At 63.0% G+C, this 17,282-nt stretch carries 8 protein-coding genes and 1 tRNA gene; all 9 read right to left on the minus strand.

Features of this window, described 5'->3' with window-relative positions:
* Positions 1 to 109: 109 nt before the first annotated feature.
* Entirely contained in the window at positions 110 to 493 is a 384-nt protein-coding gene (locus tag RF645_RS12440) for a hypothetical protein (protein ID WP_058870838.1), read from the minus strand.
* Positions 494 to 629: 136 nt separating this feature from the next.
* Positions 630 to 3,635: a DEAD/DEAH box helicase family protein gene (locus tag RF645_RS12445; protein WP_058870837.1), complete on the minus strand. Its 3,006-nt coding sequence runs from the start codon at positions 3,633 to 3,635 to the stop codon at positions 630 to 632.
* Between the two features lie 2 nt (positions 3,636 to 3,637).
* A complete protein-coding gene (locus RF645_RS12450) occupies positions 3,638 to 5,614 on the minus strand; it encodes a site-specific DNA-methyltransferase (protein ID WP_058870836.1) in 1,977 nt (658 codons plus the stop codon).
* A gap of 57 nt (positions 5,615 to 5,671) precedes the next feature.
* Positions 5,672 to 8,557, minus strand: a complete 2,886-nt coding sequence (locus RF645_RS12455) for an SNF2-related protein (protein ID WP_058870835.1) — start codon at positions 8,555 to 8,557, stop codon at positions 5,672 to 5,674.
* A 357-nt stretch (positions 8,558 to 8,914) separates the two neighbouring features.
* Positions 8,915 to 8,988: transfer RNA gene (locus RF645_RS12460), tRNA-Pro, on the minus strand.
* Between the two features lie 72 nt (positions 8,989 to 9,060).
* A complete protein-coding gene (locus RF645_RS12465) occupies positions 9,061 to 11,976 on the minus strand; it encodes a DUF3427 domain-containing protein (RefSeq protein ID WP_368819201.1) in 2,916 nt (971 codons plus the stop codon).
* Positions 11,973 to 12,371 carry a (deoxy)nucleoside triphosphate pyrophosphohydrolase gene (locus RF645_RS12470; RefSeq protein WP_006215806.1) on the minus strand — a complete coding sequence of 133 codons (399 nt, stop codon included), beginning with the start codon at positions 12,369 to 12,371 and terminating at the stop codon, positions 11,973 to 11,975. Before RF645_RS12470 ends, RF645_RS12465 begins: the two co-directional genes overlap by 4 nt.
* Positions 12,372 to 12,687: 316 nt before the next feature.
* Positions 12,688 to 13,722: a hypothetical protein gene (locus RF645_RS12475; RefSeq protein ID WP_368819202.1), complete on the minus strand. Its 1,035-nt coding sequence runs from the start codon at positions 13,720 to 13,722 to the stop codon at positions 12,688 to 12,690.
* Between the two features lie 90 nt (positions 13,723 to 13,812).
* Positions 13,813 to 17,265: a pyruvate carboxylase gene (locus RF645_RS12480; protein WP_368819203.1), complete on the minus strand. Its 3,453-nt coding sequence runs from the start codon at positions 17,263 to 17,265 to the stop codon at positions 13,813 to 13,815.
* Positions 17,266 to 17,282: the final 17 nt, after the last annotated feature.

A 17,282-nucleotide genomic window follows, 5' to 3' on the forward strand; every position in this document is an offset into this window, starting at 1 on the left:
ATGCCGAGGACCGGCTGGCCGGCACCTGCTCATCCTGATCGATCCAGGCGCCGCCGAAAAGGTAACGGGGGGCACCGCTGAAGTGCACGCCCCGCCGTCGTCGGGTCGATCAGGCCGCGGAGGCCCGCTCCTCCGGAGGAGCGCTCTCCCGAGCCGCCAGCCGCTCGTCCCAGAACCGCAGCACGTCAGGATCCGTGGGCCGGGTGGCCAGCGAGACGGCGACGAACACGACCGCCGAGACCGCCAGCCCGATGTAGATCGGCGCATTGGCCATCACGCCGAAGGCGATCATCCCGATGACCACGGCGATGGCACCGGCGACCATCGAGCTCGCCGCCCCCACCGCATTGCCGCGCCGCCAGGTGAGCCCGCCCAGGATCGCGACAAGCAGCCCGCCGACCAGCAGGTCGTAAGCGATCGTCAGGGCGGTGACCAGAACCGGCACCAGGACCGAGAAGATCGCGACGCTGGACTGGGTCCACTGGCGGAACACCGGCCGGCTCCACAAAGGACTCGGAGGACCGGACACCGGTCGAGGTCGAGACTGCTTGCACTGAGCCCGCGGTGACCGCGCGCTCGGTGCCCTAACCTCGGAACGAAACCCAGGGCTCTTAATCCGTAAAGAACCGTCAGAGCTTCCACGCTTGGGGCACTGAAACTGCATATTCCGGCACACCGATCGCCTCGAAGTGTCGCTTCGCAGACTTGATCTTGGCGTTCTCTGTCGGGCGGCGCTTGGTCTCGTCTTCCGTGCTCTTCGTCTCGCGGATCATGTACACCCGCTCTTCGCCGTCCTCGTGCTTCACGATCGCCCAGTCCGGGTTGTACGGCCCGACCGGGGTGTCGATCTTGAACCTATCTGGCAGCTTCATGAAGAACTTGATGTCCTCGCGGCCGTCGAGCAGTTCCGCGAACTGGCGCTCGGGGTCAGAGTCGTAAACGACGTAGTCGAAGGTCGACTTGTCCGCGTTCTCCAGCTTGTACATCTGGTCGAGGAAGCGCTCCTTCTCCTCTTCGCCGTCCTTGCGCAGTTCACGCAGCTCGTAGACAGAACCTGCGATCTTCTCGTACTGCACGCCGTCGACGACAAGCTTCGCGAGTTCAGTCTGCATGAGGCGCTTCGCCATCGCGATGAAGTCGTTCGGGTTCGCGATGAACTCACCCAGCCGGCCACTGCCGACGAGGACGTCGACAATGGTCTTGCGGGTGAGGGAAGTGGCCTCCTGCAGTTCTCCGATGATGTCGGGCAGGTCGTAGCTGCCTCGGAGTTCCTGCTGACGTGACCCGAGTTCCTGGCCCTTCGCGCCACCGCGAAGCACCTTCACGCCTGCGCGGGTGACCTGGATGCGCAGCGGGTCGATGTCCGGTGCCTCCTTGATCGCCCTGACCGAGTTCTCGATGATCTTGTCGCGTTCCACCTCGACGCGGTACGTAGTGCGGCGACTGATCGTCTCCCAGAACTTCTCGAACTCCGGGTTCGCGAACAGCTCCTTGTTCAGGGTTCGGGAATGGCGCTTGCTCTTCGGCTTCACGTACTTGCCGATGTTGGCGCGACCGACCAGTTCGATAACGACCGGCTCAGCCCACATGAAGTCGACGGGCATGTTGAGGCTGAAGTCGAGCGTGTTTGGCTGGAACTTCGGCTGCACAACGCCGTCCTTGTCGATGAACTTCTGCTCGAGCAGGTGCTCCCAGATCGACACGGAACCCTCGTAGCCGAGGTTCTCATCGGTAAGCGAACCGTCAGGGTTCTGCAGCGGGATCTTCGAGAACTCCGCCTTGCGCACACGCCCGATCTCGACGCCCGCTTCCTTGTATTCCTTCTGGAGCGCATCCGCGAACTGCTTATACGGCTCGTTCGCCACCACGGTCAGCGTCGCGATGCCACGATCGGCGACACGCTCATAGCCACCCGCGCTCTTTGCGACAGGCAGGCGCAGACCACGTCCGAGCGTCTGGCGTCGCTCGGTCTCGGCACCCATCTCCCGCAACGTGCAGATCTGGAAGACGTTCGGGTTGTCCCAGCCCTCACGCAGCGCAGAGTGGCTGAAGACGAACCGTGTCGGCTCGTTCTCGTCGAGCAGGCGTTCCTTCTGCTGCATGATCAGCTCGTACGCGTCGTCATCTGCCTTGGTCGTGCCGGACGTGTCCTGGAACTTGTCTGCGGCACCTTTCTTGCCCTTGAGGACAGAGAAGTAGCCGCGACGCAGCTCGGCCGGGTCCTGAGGGAGCAACTCCTGCCACTGCGGCGACTTGGCACGCTCTTCACGGAACAGCTCGTCGAACCACTGCACGAACTGGCCGTTCGCATCGAGGTTGTTCGAGCCGTCGCCGAGGAAGCTCTCGACCTTGTCGATGAAGAACAGGCTGAGCACCTTGATGCCCTCGGCACGCAGTTGCGTCTCCTTGCGCAGGTGCTCCTTGATCGTCTCGCGGATCATCTCCTTGTAGATCGCGCCCGACGATCCGCCGATGCTTTCGCCCTGGTACAGGTAGCCATGGAGCGTCAGGTCAACGTAGGCCGGCTCGATGCTCATCTCGTTGACGCGCCAACCGTCATAGCTCGCGTTGTTCGTCAGGCGAGGATCGGACAGCTCCTGGTTCTGTTTGACGTTCACCACGCGCCGCTCGAGCGAACCGTCGGCCTTGCGGCAGGACAGCTCCAGGCGAGCGACCCAGCCCTTGTCGTTCTTGACCTCGACCAGCTTGATGTACGGCGTCGCGTCCGCTCCTTGCTGCTGCACGTCGGCCACCACGATCTGCTTCACCAGACCGAGGTCATGCGCGTCGACCGGATCGAGCCGGTAGACGACGTTCCGGAGCTTCTTGTGCGTCGCGCTGTAGCGCAGCGTAAACACGGGGTCGAGTTCGCTCACGGCCGACTGCGAGAGCAGGGACTCCATGTTCTGCGGCTCGTCCATGATGACGACCGGATGCGTCGCCTTCAGGTAGTCGATCGGCTTGAGACCGTTCAGCTTGTCGCGCGTCTGGTGGATGATACGCGTGTTCGCGTTGCCACGGATCGAGTCGATCGTCATCACCATGATCTGCACGTTCGTCGACGTCGCGAACGACTGCACCTCCTCAGCCGTCTTACCGCTATAGACCGACGAGTCGAACGTGATGTTGCGCTTCTTGTACAGGTCCTCGAAGTGCGAACGCATGAGGCGAATGCTCGTGTTCACGCCCTCACGGATCGCCACGCTCGGCACCAGGATGACGAACTTCGTGAAGTTGTACCGCTCGGCGAGCTCAAAGATGGTGCGGAGGTACACGTACGTCTTACCCGTACCCGTCTCCATCTCGATATCGAAGTCCAGGCCGGAGTCATCAAACAGCTTCGAGGCGACCTCGAGACCGTTCTTGTCCTGCACGCGCTGCAAGTTGGCAAGCACCGTGTCACGGTCGAGCACCAGGCGGTTCCCGACCGCGCCAACCTCCTGCAAAAGGTCGAGGTCCAGCGCCGCGTTCTCCGTCTCGTCGAAAGCGGCTACCTGGCCGCGCAGCGTCGTCTCGAGCTTCTCGGCATCCCTCGGCTGCCCGTCGAACAACTCGACGACCGAGTTGATCGCGTCGAGCTGGTACGGCTGACTGGCGTCGAACTTGAATCCGCTCCTCGCTGTGTTGTCTCCCATGATTAGGCCGTCCAGAGCTCGATGCCCTTGCTCTTGCAGAGCTGAGCCAGGTTGGTCTTGAGCTGGTCGTCGCCCTGGAACGCATCCTCAAGGACGATCAAGCGAGCGGGGTCTTCATCCACGACCGCACGCAACTGCTCGAGCGTCGGCTTGACGTGCTCGTTCAGGTAGGCGAGCACGATGCCATCGCCCACCGAGCGCAGGTCCAGGCCGGCTACTTCGACTGGGGCGATCTGCTCGGTCAGGGAGTAGCCCTGCTTGAGGAGGATCTCCGTGAGGAGGTCATCGGCCGAGGCGTCGTCCGCACTGCTGCTGTCGCGCAAGTCGAGAAGATGTTGCTCAAGCTGATTCAGATCGACCTCGCTCGACTGCTTCCACTTCGTAAAGTTCGTGTCCGCGAGTCGGTAGGTACGCACTCCAAAGTCCAGGTCGTGACCACCGGACAAGCGGCTGCTTGACTCTCTCTGAAGACGGGACCCAGCGGCCCGAATCCGAGACACCGAGATGTCCGCAATTGAATCGTGACCCACTTTTCGAGCCGGGTGCCCTTCGAGAAGCGGCTCTGGAAGCTGAACCTGAACGAACTTCCGATTACCACCGTCTTCCGCGTTGAGTGACATGACCGCGTGCGCAGTCGTACCAGAACCAGCAAAGAAGTCGAGAACGATCGACTCCTTGTCCGCGGCCACGTCAACGAGCAGCTTCACGAGGTTCACCGGCTTCGGGTAGTCGAACCACTTCGGGTCGAGTCCAATTGCCTTGATGTCAGCCGACCCCTCGTTGGTAGTGATGTCCATGACGAGGTCTTTGACGGTCGCTCCATCGACATCGCGCACCTTCGTGTAGACCTTCCAGCCGGAGGCTCCCTCCATAAAGGCCAGGTCATGCGATTCCGATTCGACTTTGCGTCGGCTCCACCGGAACGCGTGATACTTGTTTGTCCCGTTGTTGTTCTGCTTCGGGGCGATCTTGATATAGCCGTCGTACACATGCGCGGTGGATACATCGGCAGTCTTCACATCGCCCGTCTCCGTGTTGTAGTAGATGTCGAAGACGAGGTTGGGGCGAGTCACCTCGTTAAATGCAGAGTTGGTGTTGTAGAGCTCATTCTTGAGGACATACGCACCACGCTCGTCGTGCTCAGCCTTGTAGCTGAACCCCTTGTAAATAGAGGGCATCAGCTTCTTGAGCTTTGCTCCTGAGCCGATAAATCCACCCGCATCGTCCCCTTGGCGCGCATAGCAAAGGACGTACTCCTTGGTGCCAGCCGCGCCGCTGGCAGCGATCTGGCGACCCTTAAGGTTGCTGACCCAGACGAACGTATTCAGATAGTTGGACTCGCCAAAGACTTCATTGCAGAGCTTCTTGAGATTGTCGTACTCGTGGTCATCAATTGACAGAAAGATCACGCCATCCTGCGTGAGCAGGTTCCGCGCCAGCTTCAACCGCGGATAGATCATGTTGAGCCAGTTCGAGTGGTAGCGCCCCTCGGTGTCGGCATTGGTCGAGAGCTTCTTGCCCTCCTCGTTGACCTGGCGCGTCCACTCGAGGTAGGTGTCGAGCCCCTCCTTGTAGTTGTCCGGATAGACGAAGTCCTTGCCGGTGTTGTACGGAGGATCGATGTAGATCATCTTGATTTTGGCGTGGTAGTGCTTCTGCAGGATCTTCAGCACCTCGAGGTTGTCGCCCTCGATGAACACGTTCTTGGTGGTGTCCCAGTCTTTCGAGTTATCAAAGTCGGGGCGCAGCGTCGCTGTCGTCGGCTCCTGCGCGGCTCGAAGGGCGCGCTTCTTGCCCGGCCAGAACAGCCCAAACCGCTCGCTGGTGTCGGCCGCGTCGCCGTCCAGCAGCTCCTTGAGCTTCTCCACGTCCACCTTGCCGTCGGCAATGACCTCGGGGATCAGCTCAGCAAGCTGCGCTGCCAGCTCGGTCTGGAAGTTCGGGGTGGTGGATGGTGTTTCGTGGATTTCTTCGCTCATCGGGTATTTCTCGTTCCTCAGTTTAACAATTTCGATGTCTTTTGTGAACGCTGACCTTTACGCGACGATGCGCCAACGGATCGCGAACAGGTGCTCGGTGTCCTGGGTGCTTTGCAGGGATTGCTCGATCATGTCGAGCTTCTCGTCAATCTCGGACTGCAGCTTGCGGCGTGCGTCGCGGAAGTCGTCGTCGGCTTCGTCGGCCCGGCGCTCCCACTTGCGGGCCTCGCGCTTGAGCTTGAGCTGCTCCATCGGGTCATCCGCCTGCTTCGCTGCCTTCCGCGCTTCCTTCTCCTTGGTGCGGTACTCGCGAATCTTGGCTTCGTGCTCCGCCTTGCGATCCTGCTGATTGCGGTAGAGCAGCTCCTCCTGCTGGTCGTAATACCGAGAATTCCGGCCCTGAACTTCTTTCTCCAACTCACCGAGCCGCGCCTTGAGCTGCGGCTCGACCTTGGCGACATCGACCGAGACAGGTTGTTCACCCACGCCTTGGCAGGCGAGGTCGAGGATGTCGGCGACGTACTCCTCATCCAGGTACTGGCCGTCGTCGGTCATGCCACCGGCGAGCATGTACGACTCGGAGATGTCCTCGTCGCGTGCTCGCATCGTGAAGGTCAGCAAGTTGACCGTCAGCTCGCCACTCTTGCCCTCGAGCGCCTTGACAGCGTTGCTGGCCCGCTTCGACTGGCCGAGCGAGAAGGTTAGCTCGCGCTGCGGCGTCTCGTGCGCCTTCGCGGTGTCTGCGACGTGCTGCGCGAGCGGGCTAGCGTAGCGATACTGGTGCGCGTTCGGGAGCGGTTTCGACTTGAAGAAGTAGCGGCCCGTCGGCGCATCCTTGGTAGGAGCCTGGTTCAGCACGAACGTGCGGCCGTCGCCCTCGAACGTCGCGACATCGCGGAGTTCGTGCTGGGTGATCGCAAGCAGGAGACGCTCGAACTTATTGAGAACGTCGCCCGACTGCTCGTCGTACGCCTTCAGGCGATCCTGCACGTGCGGGTCGAGGTGGTCGAAGACCTTGGCCTTGGCGCTGGCCATCTCCCTCGAGATCTCGCCTGCGAACTGATCCTCAAGCTGCTTGAATGCCGCATCGATCTCGCCGGCCGTCTTGCAGCGGGTGAGGATGTCGCTGATCCGCTTCTCGAAGTCGAGGCCGTCCTCCACCGCGCCAAGCACCTCGTCGCTGGCGCCGAACACGCTCGAGAACAGTTGGAACTTGTTGGTCAGCAGCTCGAGGATGCGCTGCTCGGCGACGTTGCCCTTGTTGCTGAAGTTCACGACAACGACGTTGTGCTTCTGGCCGAAGCGGTGCACACGACCGATGCGCTGCTCGACGCGCTGCGGGTTCCACGGCAGGTCGTAGTTGACCAGCATCGAGCAGAACTGCAGGTTGATGCCCTCAGCCGCCGCCTCGGTGGCGATCATGATCGTGCCTTGCTCGCGGAAGTAGTCCACGAGCGCTTTTCGACGATCGACCGCCGGGATGCCCGTGATCAGATCGCCGTCCTTGTTGGCAGTCAGCCACGCCTGGTAGATCGCCGTCTGCTCAGGTGAGGTGTTCGATCCGTTGAACAGCACGATGCCCTCGCCGCGACCAGCGTCGGCCAGCGTGCGGGCGATGTACTCCTGCGTCTTCGTCGAGTCAGTGAAGATGATCGCCTTCTCGGCGGCACCCAGCTCACGCAGGCGCTCAAAGCCCATATCGAGGGCCTCGTTGAGCTTCACGGCCTTCTGGTTGACCGTGATCGAACGAGCAAGCGCCACATACTCGCGGAGCTCATCCACCTCGGCGCGCATGCGCTTGAGGGTCTCGGCATCGAGCTGCGCGCTCGACGTCTGAGCCGTCGTGGCCTCGGCTCTTTCGACGATCTCCTCCTCGAGTTCGTCACCAGACTCAAAGTCGGCCAGGAACAGCCCACCTCGGTTGTCACGGAGCTTGCCAGCGGCCACCTCGTCTGCCAGGCGGTTGGCGATGTTTTCCAGGGTGCTCGCCACGGCATGTGTCGACGAACCGAGGCGCTTGCGAATGATGAGCGCCGAGAGATGGCGCTGCGATCCCGCGAACGCGAACAGCTCATCGCGCTGCAGGTAGTCGTTGACAAGGTCGTACAGGCGCACCTCGTCGGGCGACGGCGTGAACTCCACCGTCAGCGGCATGCGCTTGGTGAACCGGATGTACTTGTTGGCGTCCTTGCGGAGCGTGCGCTTAGAGATCGCCGCTACACGCTCGACCAGGTCGTCGTCGCCGGTCCTGTCGCGGCTCTTGATGTAGCGCTCACGGAACGCGTCGAGCGAGTAGAAGTAGTCGGGGTCGAAGATCGACACGAGCCCGTACAGCTCCTCGAGCTTGTTCTGCAGCGGTGTCGCCGTGAGCAGCACCGTTTTGTGCGCGCTGCGGGCGACGTGCGAGACAGCCTCGGCCATCTTGGCCTTGCCGTTCCAGTAGCTGCGCAGGCGGTGGGCTTCGTCTGCCACCACGAGGTCCCACGCCTTTAGTAGTGAGGTCTCGTGTCGGAGGACGAACTCGTAGGAACAGATCAGCACCTCAGCGGCACGCGTGTCCGTCTTCGCGAGCAGCGCGTCTTTCGACCTGGCGTCGAGGATCGTGGACGGGATCAGGAACTTCTCATACAGCTCCTGCTTCCACTGCTGGCGCAAACTCGAGGGCGCAATGATCAGGACGCGCCGCTTGCGCTCGGCCCAGTACTGCGAGATGACGATGCCCGCCTCGATGGTCTTGCCGAGGCCGACCTCGTCGGCCAGGATCACGCCTGGCAGGAACGGGGTCTGTAGCGCGAACAGAGCCGCATCGATCTGGTGGGGCTTAGGCTCGACCTGCGCGTCGAACAGCAGGCCGGCGAGCTTGCCGACGTGGTCGTTGGCGTAGCTGCGCTGTAGCTCATGCGCAAAGTACTTCGCCTGGTAGTCAGTGAGGGATTGAATCAACGGGAATCACCGCATACGGGCGCAGGCAAGTGCCTCGGTTTCCAATTCCCCGCCGGCGACCTGCGACAGGTCTGCATCTCCATCCCACACCTCATTGCGTCACGCTCCTCTGCGCTCAGGACGCACCTCGCAGTGTATTCATACTACTTGAACGGGGCCTCGAGAATGTCCCACCTCGCTAGGTGACGTTGAGTCTTAGGTCTACTGTGCTTCGCAGTCCACGTCCACCAAGCCCCGTTGCGCTGAACCTATGTCCCGACCGAAACACCCTACGGCCATGACGGAGAAAACGACCCATATGAAAAAAGCCTGAGCCGCGACATCGTCTGTCAACGATGTCGCGACTCAGGACAAAAGTCGGGATGACAGGATTTGAACCTGCGACCCCCTGACCCCCAGTCAGGTGCGCTACCAAGCTGCGCCACATCCCGTGGACGTTGCCGTCCACTGCACCCGGATCGCTCCGAGCACTCGCAGTACTCTACCCCACTGCCGCGCCAAGTTCACATCGACGCGTCCGGCGACGTCGGGCGCAGGAAGTACTCGTACAGGCTGTCGTCCAGCGGCGCCTCGAGGTCCAGCTTCATCGTCACCACGTCCAGCATCTTCCCGGACCCGCCGGGCATCTGCGTCTGCTCTGCCTCCCGTGGCGCGGCCTGGCCCAGGTAGAAGAAGTCGGTGCCCTCCGCGTCGTCCTTCTTGGCGAACACGTGCAGCGGGACCTCTTCGGCGGCGATCCGACGCTCGTCGACAGACTGCAGCGTCTTTCGGCTGCGCGTGTACCAGCGCACGGTCTGCGGATCCAGCAGCTCGTCCTCGTACTTGGTGGACGCGGAGACGTCGTCGTCCTTGTGGTAGGTGATGAAGATCGGGCAAGTCTGCGTGGCGGCGTCGATCTTGTACCCGAAGATCACGCCCTGCTGGTTCGACTCCCACCCCAGCAACCGGCACACGTCCTTGCGCGAGTACCGCTGCCCCTGCTGCAGCTCGCTGCGCCAACCGTGACGATGCCGCGCCAGGTACAGCCCAGTCTCGATCGCATCGCGCACGTGGGCCCGGAACGTCTCGTCGGCCTCCCATTCGGCCAGGAACGCCTCCGAGAGCCGGTACCGCTCCCCCGTCCTCTCGACGACGCCCGCGCCGCCGTACTTCGTCGTCTCCTGTTGCGTGAAGAACCGGTAGGACAGCACCCGTTCGCTCGACAGCACCGTACGAACGTCGTCAGCCAGGTCCTGTGAGCGCAGCAGCTCGCGGAACTCGGGGCGCGTCAGGGACTGGCCATCGAGCAGCGCCTGCACCAGCAGGAGTTCGTGCGGGCGCTTGCCGGGCAGCAGCTCATGGTTCAGGAACGCCAGGAATCCGCGCTGCTGCGCGGTGGGAGCCGCATCAGCGGCCTTGGCCTTCACCAGGAAGTCCCAGTACGACGTCGCCCGTGCCGTCGCCAGCACCACCGGATCCACCGTCTCGAACCGGGCGAAGTCCATGAGCCACGGCTGCTGCCCCAGCCGCTGGTGCATCTCGCGATACGCGGTCTTGAGGTTGGCCAGCGAATCGAGGTTCGTCTCGGAGATGGAGCGCAGGATGGCGTCGCGGGAGATCTCGTCGAAGTTCACGGACGACAGCCCGGAGATCGCCCCTGCCGTCTGCGCGCCCAGGACCTGCCGACGCAGCTGATCCTTGTTCAGCGACGAATCTCCGAACAGCGCCATGGGGATCATGTAGTTGTTCGTGTAGTTGCCGATGAAGTCGATGACCCGCAGATGGTCCTTGCCCTCGGCCAGCCGCAGCCCGCGCCCGAGCTGCTGGGTGAAGATGATCCGCGACTGCGTCTGCCGCATCATCACCACCTGATTCAGCGACGGGATGTCGATGCCCTCGTTGAAGATGTCGACCGTCAGGATGTAGTCGAGCTCTCCGTTCTCCAGCCGTTCGACGACGGCCGTCCTCTCCTGCTGCGACTGCGCACCCGTGAGTGCTTCCGTCCTCAACCGCTGGCCATTGACCGCGGAGAGATTCAGCAGCTCGTTGAGCTCGCGCGCTTCTTCCACACGGCTGCAGAAGATCAGCCCGCGCACCTCGCCCTTGTGCCCGTAGGCCTCGATCATCCGCAGTAGATGGTGCACGCGCTCGGGAGCCACGAGTCGGGAGAGCTGCGCGGTCTCATCGACGGTGGTGCCGTCCTCGTACTGGAAGTCCTGCACGCCGTAGTAGTGGAACGGCACGAGCATGTCGGCTTCCAGTGCCGCCTGCAGGCGGATCTCATAGGCCACGTTGTGATCGAAGAGCTCGAACACGTCGACGGCATCCGTGCGCTCCGGAGTGGCGGTGAGCCCCAGGAGGAAATCCGGGGTGAGCCGATCGATCATCTCCCGGTAGGTGCGCGAGCCGGAGCGATGCACCTCATCGATCATCACGTAGTCGAAGCCGGCGGCCTCGATCTCCTCCAGCGCCCCAGGACGGGAGATCGACTGGATCGTGGCGAAGACATATCGCCGGTCCAGTTCCCGTCGTTGCGCCACGAACTTGCCGAACTGATCGGCAGGCTCTTCGAGCACGCGTCGGAACTCGCTGAGCGCCTTGTCCACGATCTGCTCGCGGTGCACCACGAACAGCATCTTCCGTGGTTTCGCCTGGCGCACTTCCAGCGCGCCCAGGATCGTCTTGCCGGTGCCCGTCGCGGAGATGACCAGGGCCCGCCGCTCCCCCGCCAGGCGCAGCCGCTCGATCCGCTCGAGCGCCTCCTCCTGCATGGAGTTGGGCACAATCGTCGTCGGGATCCCCGACGACGCCGGCGGGAGGAAGCCGTCGACGGGAGCCGCCACGAGCTGCGGACGCTGCGCGTACTCGATCGCATAGGCGTCGATGAGCTCGTGGGTGAGCACGACGGCCTCGTCGATCTGCCGGTCCACGGCCGTGCGCAGCTGCTCGGCGATATCGCCCTCGGGCAGCGCGGAGAAGCGCAGGTTCCACTCGCGATTGCGCAGCAGCGCGTTCGACGTCAGGTTCGAGCTGCCGATGATCGCGGTGGTGCCCAGCTCCTGGTCGAAGACGTAGCCCTTGGAGTGGAAACCGCGCTTGGGATCCAGGTGGGCGTAGACCTCGATGCCGGGCAGGGCGAGCAGCTCGCGCAGCGCGTCCGGGGCGTTGAAGTTGAGGTACGTGGAGGTGACGATCCGCCCGGTGCCGCCGGCGGCCACGAAGTCGAGCAGCGGCTGCTTGAGCATCGCCAGGGCATCGGTGGTCACGAACGCGACGGAGAACAGGAAGCTGCGGGAGCGGCGCAGCTCGTCGAGGATGCGGCGCAGCATCGTGTTCTCGTCGTCATTGGAGATCAGCACCGGGTGGTGCAGCTGCTCCGAGGCGGTCTGCCTGTCCAGGAAGCCGAAGGCAGTGTCGGCGCGGAGCGCCTCGCGCTTCATGCCTGCAGGTCCTGGATCACGCGCTCGACAGCGGGGATGTCCGCCGGCGCCCAGTCCAGCTTGCGCAGCTCCTCCACGGGCACCCAGCGGATCTCAGAGTGCTCCGTCAGCCGGGGCGTGCCCTGGCGCAGGGTGCAGTAGTAGGTGGCCAGGGAGACGATGATCTTCTCGTACTCGTAGACCGTGGTCTCCACGTGCGCACCAATCTCGGCGGTGCACTGCAGCTCCTCGACGAGCTCGCGAGCCAGCGCCTCCTCGGGCGTCTCCCCCGCCTCGATCTTCCCACCGGGGAACTCCCACATGCCGGGCAGGCTCATCTGCTCGCTGCGCCGCGCAGCCAGCACCGACTGCCTGTCGACTAGCACTGCACCGACGACCTCGACCTGCTTTTTCACCCTGGCTCCTGATCCGTCGACCCACTTGATGAGGAGCAGCCTACGGCGAATTTCCATCACGCACGTCAATCCACCACACGACTCGCTGGATGGCTCCCGAGCGCACAAGTTTTCATGCAGCTCAACGCCCCGATTCGCGCCGACCGCAACTATCCGCGAAGTCCAACAATTCCCTATATTGAGTAAATGGATCGATAAAACTAAATCTCCTCAATGTCGATATGAGTCAATTGGAAACAAAATAATATTTTTTACCCTAAGCGCTTCAGTGTATTACTGATTCGACAATGTTATTGCCCAGAGATAATAGTACGGCCTATCGGAACGTCAGATCATACGACAGCGGCTCGATATCGACAACTGGATCATGCTGAGATATCAATGCCAACTTCATCTTCAATTCATTCAATTCGTCTCGCCATTGTGTTAATCGGGAAATTTCGGGTTCGTGCCAAGTCTTCACATTATTAAATATTGTCTCATAAAATTCAAGTATGTTCTTATTTAGATCGCCCGCAAATTCCTTGATAGAGAGTCTTTCAGCGTGCTTCTCAATATATAGCCTTGCTGCACGCGGGTGGGGATTTTTAGGATCCTCTTCATCAAGCAAAACGCGGGGAATAAGATTTAGAGTGAACTTCGTGGCCCCTTCTGTGAATTCCATGCGTTGCGACGGGTCCACCATCGAGCCATGAGTCAAATGGTTTCTCAAAATGGAGGCAAACGCGACAACCTCCACCTTTTCAATCTTTCCCAGGCGGGAGGGGATCGCCCCAAACTCCGGACGGCTAGGGAGACGTTTTTTCAGCCACTTCAAGTGATCCAAGGCAAATTTGGACGATACCACATAATTGATGAGGGCCCTATCCAGGTGCGGAAGAAATTCAAAAGTTACATCCGGCGGTCCATCATTGGACTCAATACCATCAACAATGGCGGCAAGCTCTCTAGCGTTGTCGTTAAAGACCGAAATTACTCGACCCCATGATTGCCACAACAATAACATCCTTCGTTCCTGGGAGGCCTCGATCTTCTCACTCAGTCGAGCAACTCTCCTGAGCAGGTTCAACTTCGGCTCACTCACGTTGTTCAGGATAGAGTCAACCCTCCTCCAATCCCCCGATTCTACAGACATGTATGCGAGATCAACCAATTCTCTCCACGGCGGTATTATGAACTGAAGAGCCCCATCCACCCAAAATTCGGCGTCATACACCCGTTGATTATTGAGATACACCAGACCGAATGGTAGATTAATATTTTCTTGGGTTTTTATTGTCGCATCTTTAAGACGGATATCGTCAACTAGAATTTTGGTCGATGGACCTGATCCTCTGGCTTCAATTTTCATTCAGAAATATCCAATCGAGAAGTAAGAGTGACGGCCCCGCCGATCCGCAGATCGCCGGGGCCGCCGTCGTCGTTCAGGAACCGAGTGAGATCACTCCGTCTCGATCTCCACCACCAGATCCCCACCGGCCACCTGCGCCGGCCCCTGGACGACCACGCGCTTGACGGTGCCGCCCACGGGAGTGGTGACCGAGGCCTCCATCTTCATGGCCTCGATCGTGGCGATCTTGTCGCCGGCCTCGACCTTGTCGCCCTCGGAGACCGTCGGCGTCACCGCACCGGCGAAGGGCGCAGCCACGTGGCCCGGGTTGGACTTGTCCGCCTTCTCGGCCTCCACGAAGTCCGTGGCCACCGAGGTGTCGCGGACCTCGAGCATGCGCATCTGCCCGTTGAGCGTGACCATCACGGTGCGCATGCCCTTCTCGTCGGCCTCGGAGATGGCCTGCAGGGTGACCAGCAGGCGCACGCCGCGGCCCAGGGAGACGATGTGCTCCTTGTCCGGCAGCAGGCCGTAGAGGAAGTCGCGGGTGTGCAGCACGGACATGTCGCCGTACTCCGCCTGGCGCGCCTCGAACTCCTGCGTGGGGCCGGGGAACAGCAGCCGGTTCAGCGTAGAGCGGCGCACGGCGGCGTCGTCCGAGTTCAGACCGGCCAGGTCATCGTCGGAGAGGTCCTTCTCGGAGGGCGTCTCGTGCCGCCCCTCGAGCGCCTTGGAGCGGAACGGCTCGGGCCAGCCGGCCGGCGGAGTGCCGAGCTCGCCGTTGAGGAAACCGATCACGGAATCGGGGATGTCGAAGCTCTGCGGGTTGGCCTCGAACTCGGCCGGATCCACGTCCATGCCCACGAGCTGCAGGGCCAGATCGCCCACGACCTTGGACGACGGCGTGACCTTCACCAGGTGCCCCAGCATCCGGTCGGCCGCGGCGTACATGTCCTCGACCTTCTCGAACTTCTCCCCCAGCCCGAGCGCGATCGCCTGCTGGCGCAGGTTGGACAGCTGACCGCCCGGGATCTCGTGGCGGTAGACGCGCCCGGTGGGCCCGGCCAGCCCGGACTCGAACGGCGAGTAGATCCCGCGCACGATCTCCCAGTACGGCTCCAGGTCGGAGACCGCATCCAGGGACAGCTCGGTCTCGCGCTCCGTGTGCTTCAGCGCGGCGACGAGCGCCGAGGCCGACGGCTGAGACGTGGTCCCGGCCATCGAGGCAGCGGCCACGTCCACGGCATCCACCCCGGCCTCGACGGCGGCCAGCAGCGTGGCCACCTGCCCGCCGGCGGTGTCGTGGGTGTGCAGGTGCACGGGCAGGTCGAACTTCTCACGCAGCGCGGTAACCAAACGGCGCGCGGCCTCCGGGCGCAGCAGACCGGCCATGTCCTTGATCGCCAGAATGTGCGCGCCGGCGTCGACGCACTGCTGGGCCAGATCCAGGTAGTAGTCCAGCGTGTAGACGGTCTCGGACGGATCCAGCAGGTCGGAGGTGTAACACAGCGCCACCTCGGCCACGGCGGTGCCGGTCTCACGGACGGCCTTGATCGCCGGCTCCATCTGGGAGACGTCGTTCAGGGCGTCGAAGATGCGGAAGATGTCCACACCGGTGGCCGCGGCCTCCTGCACGAAGGCGTCCGTGACCTCCACCGGGTACGGGGTGTAGCCCACGGTGTTGCGCCCGCGCAGCAGCATCTGGATCGGGATGTTCGGCATGGCCGCGCGCAGGCGGGCCAGCCGGTCCCAGGGGTCCTCACCCAGGAAGCGCAGCGCGACGTCGTAGGTCGCCCCGCCCCAGGCCTCGACGGAGAACAGCTGCGGGACGGTGTGCGCGTAGGCGGGAGCGGCGGCCAGCAGGTCACGGGTGCGGATGCGGGTGGCCAGCAGGGACTGGTGGGCGTCGCGGAACGTCGTGTCGGTGACGGCCACCGAGGTCTTGGAGCGCAGGTGCGCCGCGAACTCCTCCGGGCCGTGCTCGAGCAGGTAGCTGCGCCAGCCCTCGGGGTACGGCGCCTCGGAGGGCCCATCGAACGGCGAGCGATCCGGCTCCTCGGTCTTGTCACCGGGGTGGCGCGGCAGCTTCTCGCGGGGATCGATGCCCTCCACACGCGGGCCGTTGGGCTGGTTGACGGTGACCTCTGCCAGGTACTGCAGCGCGCGCGTGCCGCGATCGGCGGAGCCGCGGGCCTCGAGCAGCTCCGGGTGGCGCTCGATGAAGTCGGTGGTGATCTGCCCGTCCAGGAACTCGGGATCCTGCAGCACCGACTGCAGGAACGGGATGTTGGTGGCCACGCCGCGGATGCGGAACTCGGCGAGCGCGCGCGAGGCGCGGTGCACGGCGGTCTGGTAGTCGCGGCCGCGGCAGGTCAGCTTGACCAGCATGGAGTCGAAGTGCGGGGAGATCTCCGCACCGGCGTAGATCGTGCCGCCGTCCAGGCGCACGCCCGAACCGCCCGCGGAGCGGTAGGCCGAGACCTTCCCGACGTCCGGGCGGAACCCATTGGCCGGATCCTCCGTGGTGATGCGGCACTGCATGGCGAAGCCGCGGACGTACAGGTCCTTCTGGCGGATGCCGATCTGCTCCAGGGTCTCCCCCGCGGCGATGCGCATCTGGGCCTGGACCAGGTCGACGTCCGTGACCTCCTCGGTCACGGTGTGCTCCACCTGGATGCGCGGGTTCATCTCGATGAACACGTGCTCCCCGGCGCGCTCGCCCACGGTGTCCACCAGGAACTCGACGGTGCCGGCGTTGAGGTAGCCCAGCTCCTTCGCGAACGCCACGGCATCCTTGTGCAGGGCCTGGCGGATGTCCTCGTCGAGGTTCGGCGCGGGCGCCATCTCGATGACCTTCTGGTGGCGGCGCTGCAGCGAGCAGTCGCGCTCGAACAGGTGCACGGTCTCGCCCGTGGCATCGGCCAGGACCTGGACCTCGATGTGCCGCGGCTTGAGCACAGCCTGCTCCAGGAACACGGTGGGATCGCCGAACGCGGTGCCGGCCTCGCGCATGGCGGCATCGAGTGCGTCCTCGAGCTTGTCCTCGGACTCCACGCGACGCATGCCGCGCCCGCCGCCGCCGGCCACGGCCTTCACGAAGACCGGGAAGCCGATCTCCTTGCCCCACTCGAGCAGCTGCTGCTTGTCGTCCGAGGGCTCGGAGCTGTCCAGCGTGGGGATCCCGGCCTTCTTGGCGGCCTTCAGTGCTGCGACCTTGTCGCCGGCCAGGCTCAGGACGTCTGCTGCGGGGCCGATGAACGTGATGCCGTTGTCGGCGCACTTCTGAGCCAGATCGGCATTCTCGGACAGGAAGCCGTAGCCGGGGTAGATCGCATCGGCGCCGCACTCCAGGGCCACGCGGATGATCTCGTCCACGTCCAGGTAGGCCTTGACCGGGTGGCCCTCCTCCCCGATCCGGTAGGCCTCATCGGCCTTCTGCCGGTGGATCGAGTTGCGATCCTCGTAGGGGAACACGGCCACGGTCTTGGCCCCGAGCTCGTACGCCGCGCGGAAGGCGCGCACCGCGATCTCACCGCGGTTGGCCACCAGGATCTTCGAGAACACAGAGACTCCATCTCCGG

Source organism: Kocuria sp. CPCC 205260 (genome assembly GCF_040981045.1).
Taxonomy (GTDB): Bacteria; Actinomycetota; Actinomycetes; order Actinomycetales; family Micrococcaceae; genus Kocuria; species Kocuria palustris.

Bases quoted from the DNA above. Each gene is read 5' to 3' on its own strand.
- RF645_RS12450 (WP_058870836.1), bottom strand. From the start codon at position 5,614: ATGAGCGAAGAAATCCACGAAACACCATCCACCACCCCGAACTTCCAG.
- RF645_RS12445 (WP_058870837.1), bottom strand. From the start codon at position 3,635: ATGGGAGACAACACAGCGAGGAGCGGATTCAAGTTCGACGCCAGTCAG.
- RF645_RS12465 (WP_368819201.1), bottom strand. From the start codon at position 11,976: ATGAAGCGCGAGGCGCTCCGCGCCGACACTGCCTTCGGCTTCCTGGAC.
- RF645_RS12475 (WP_368819202.1), bottom strand. From the start codon at position 13,722: ATGAAAATTGAAGCCAGAGGATCAGGTCCATCGACCAAAATTCTAGTT.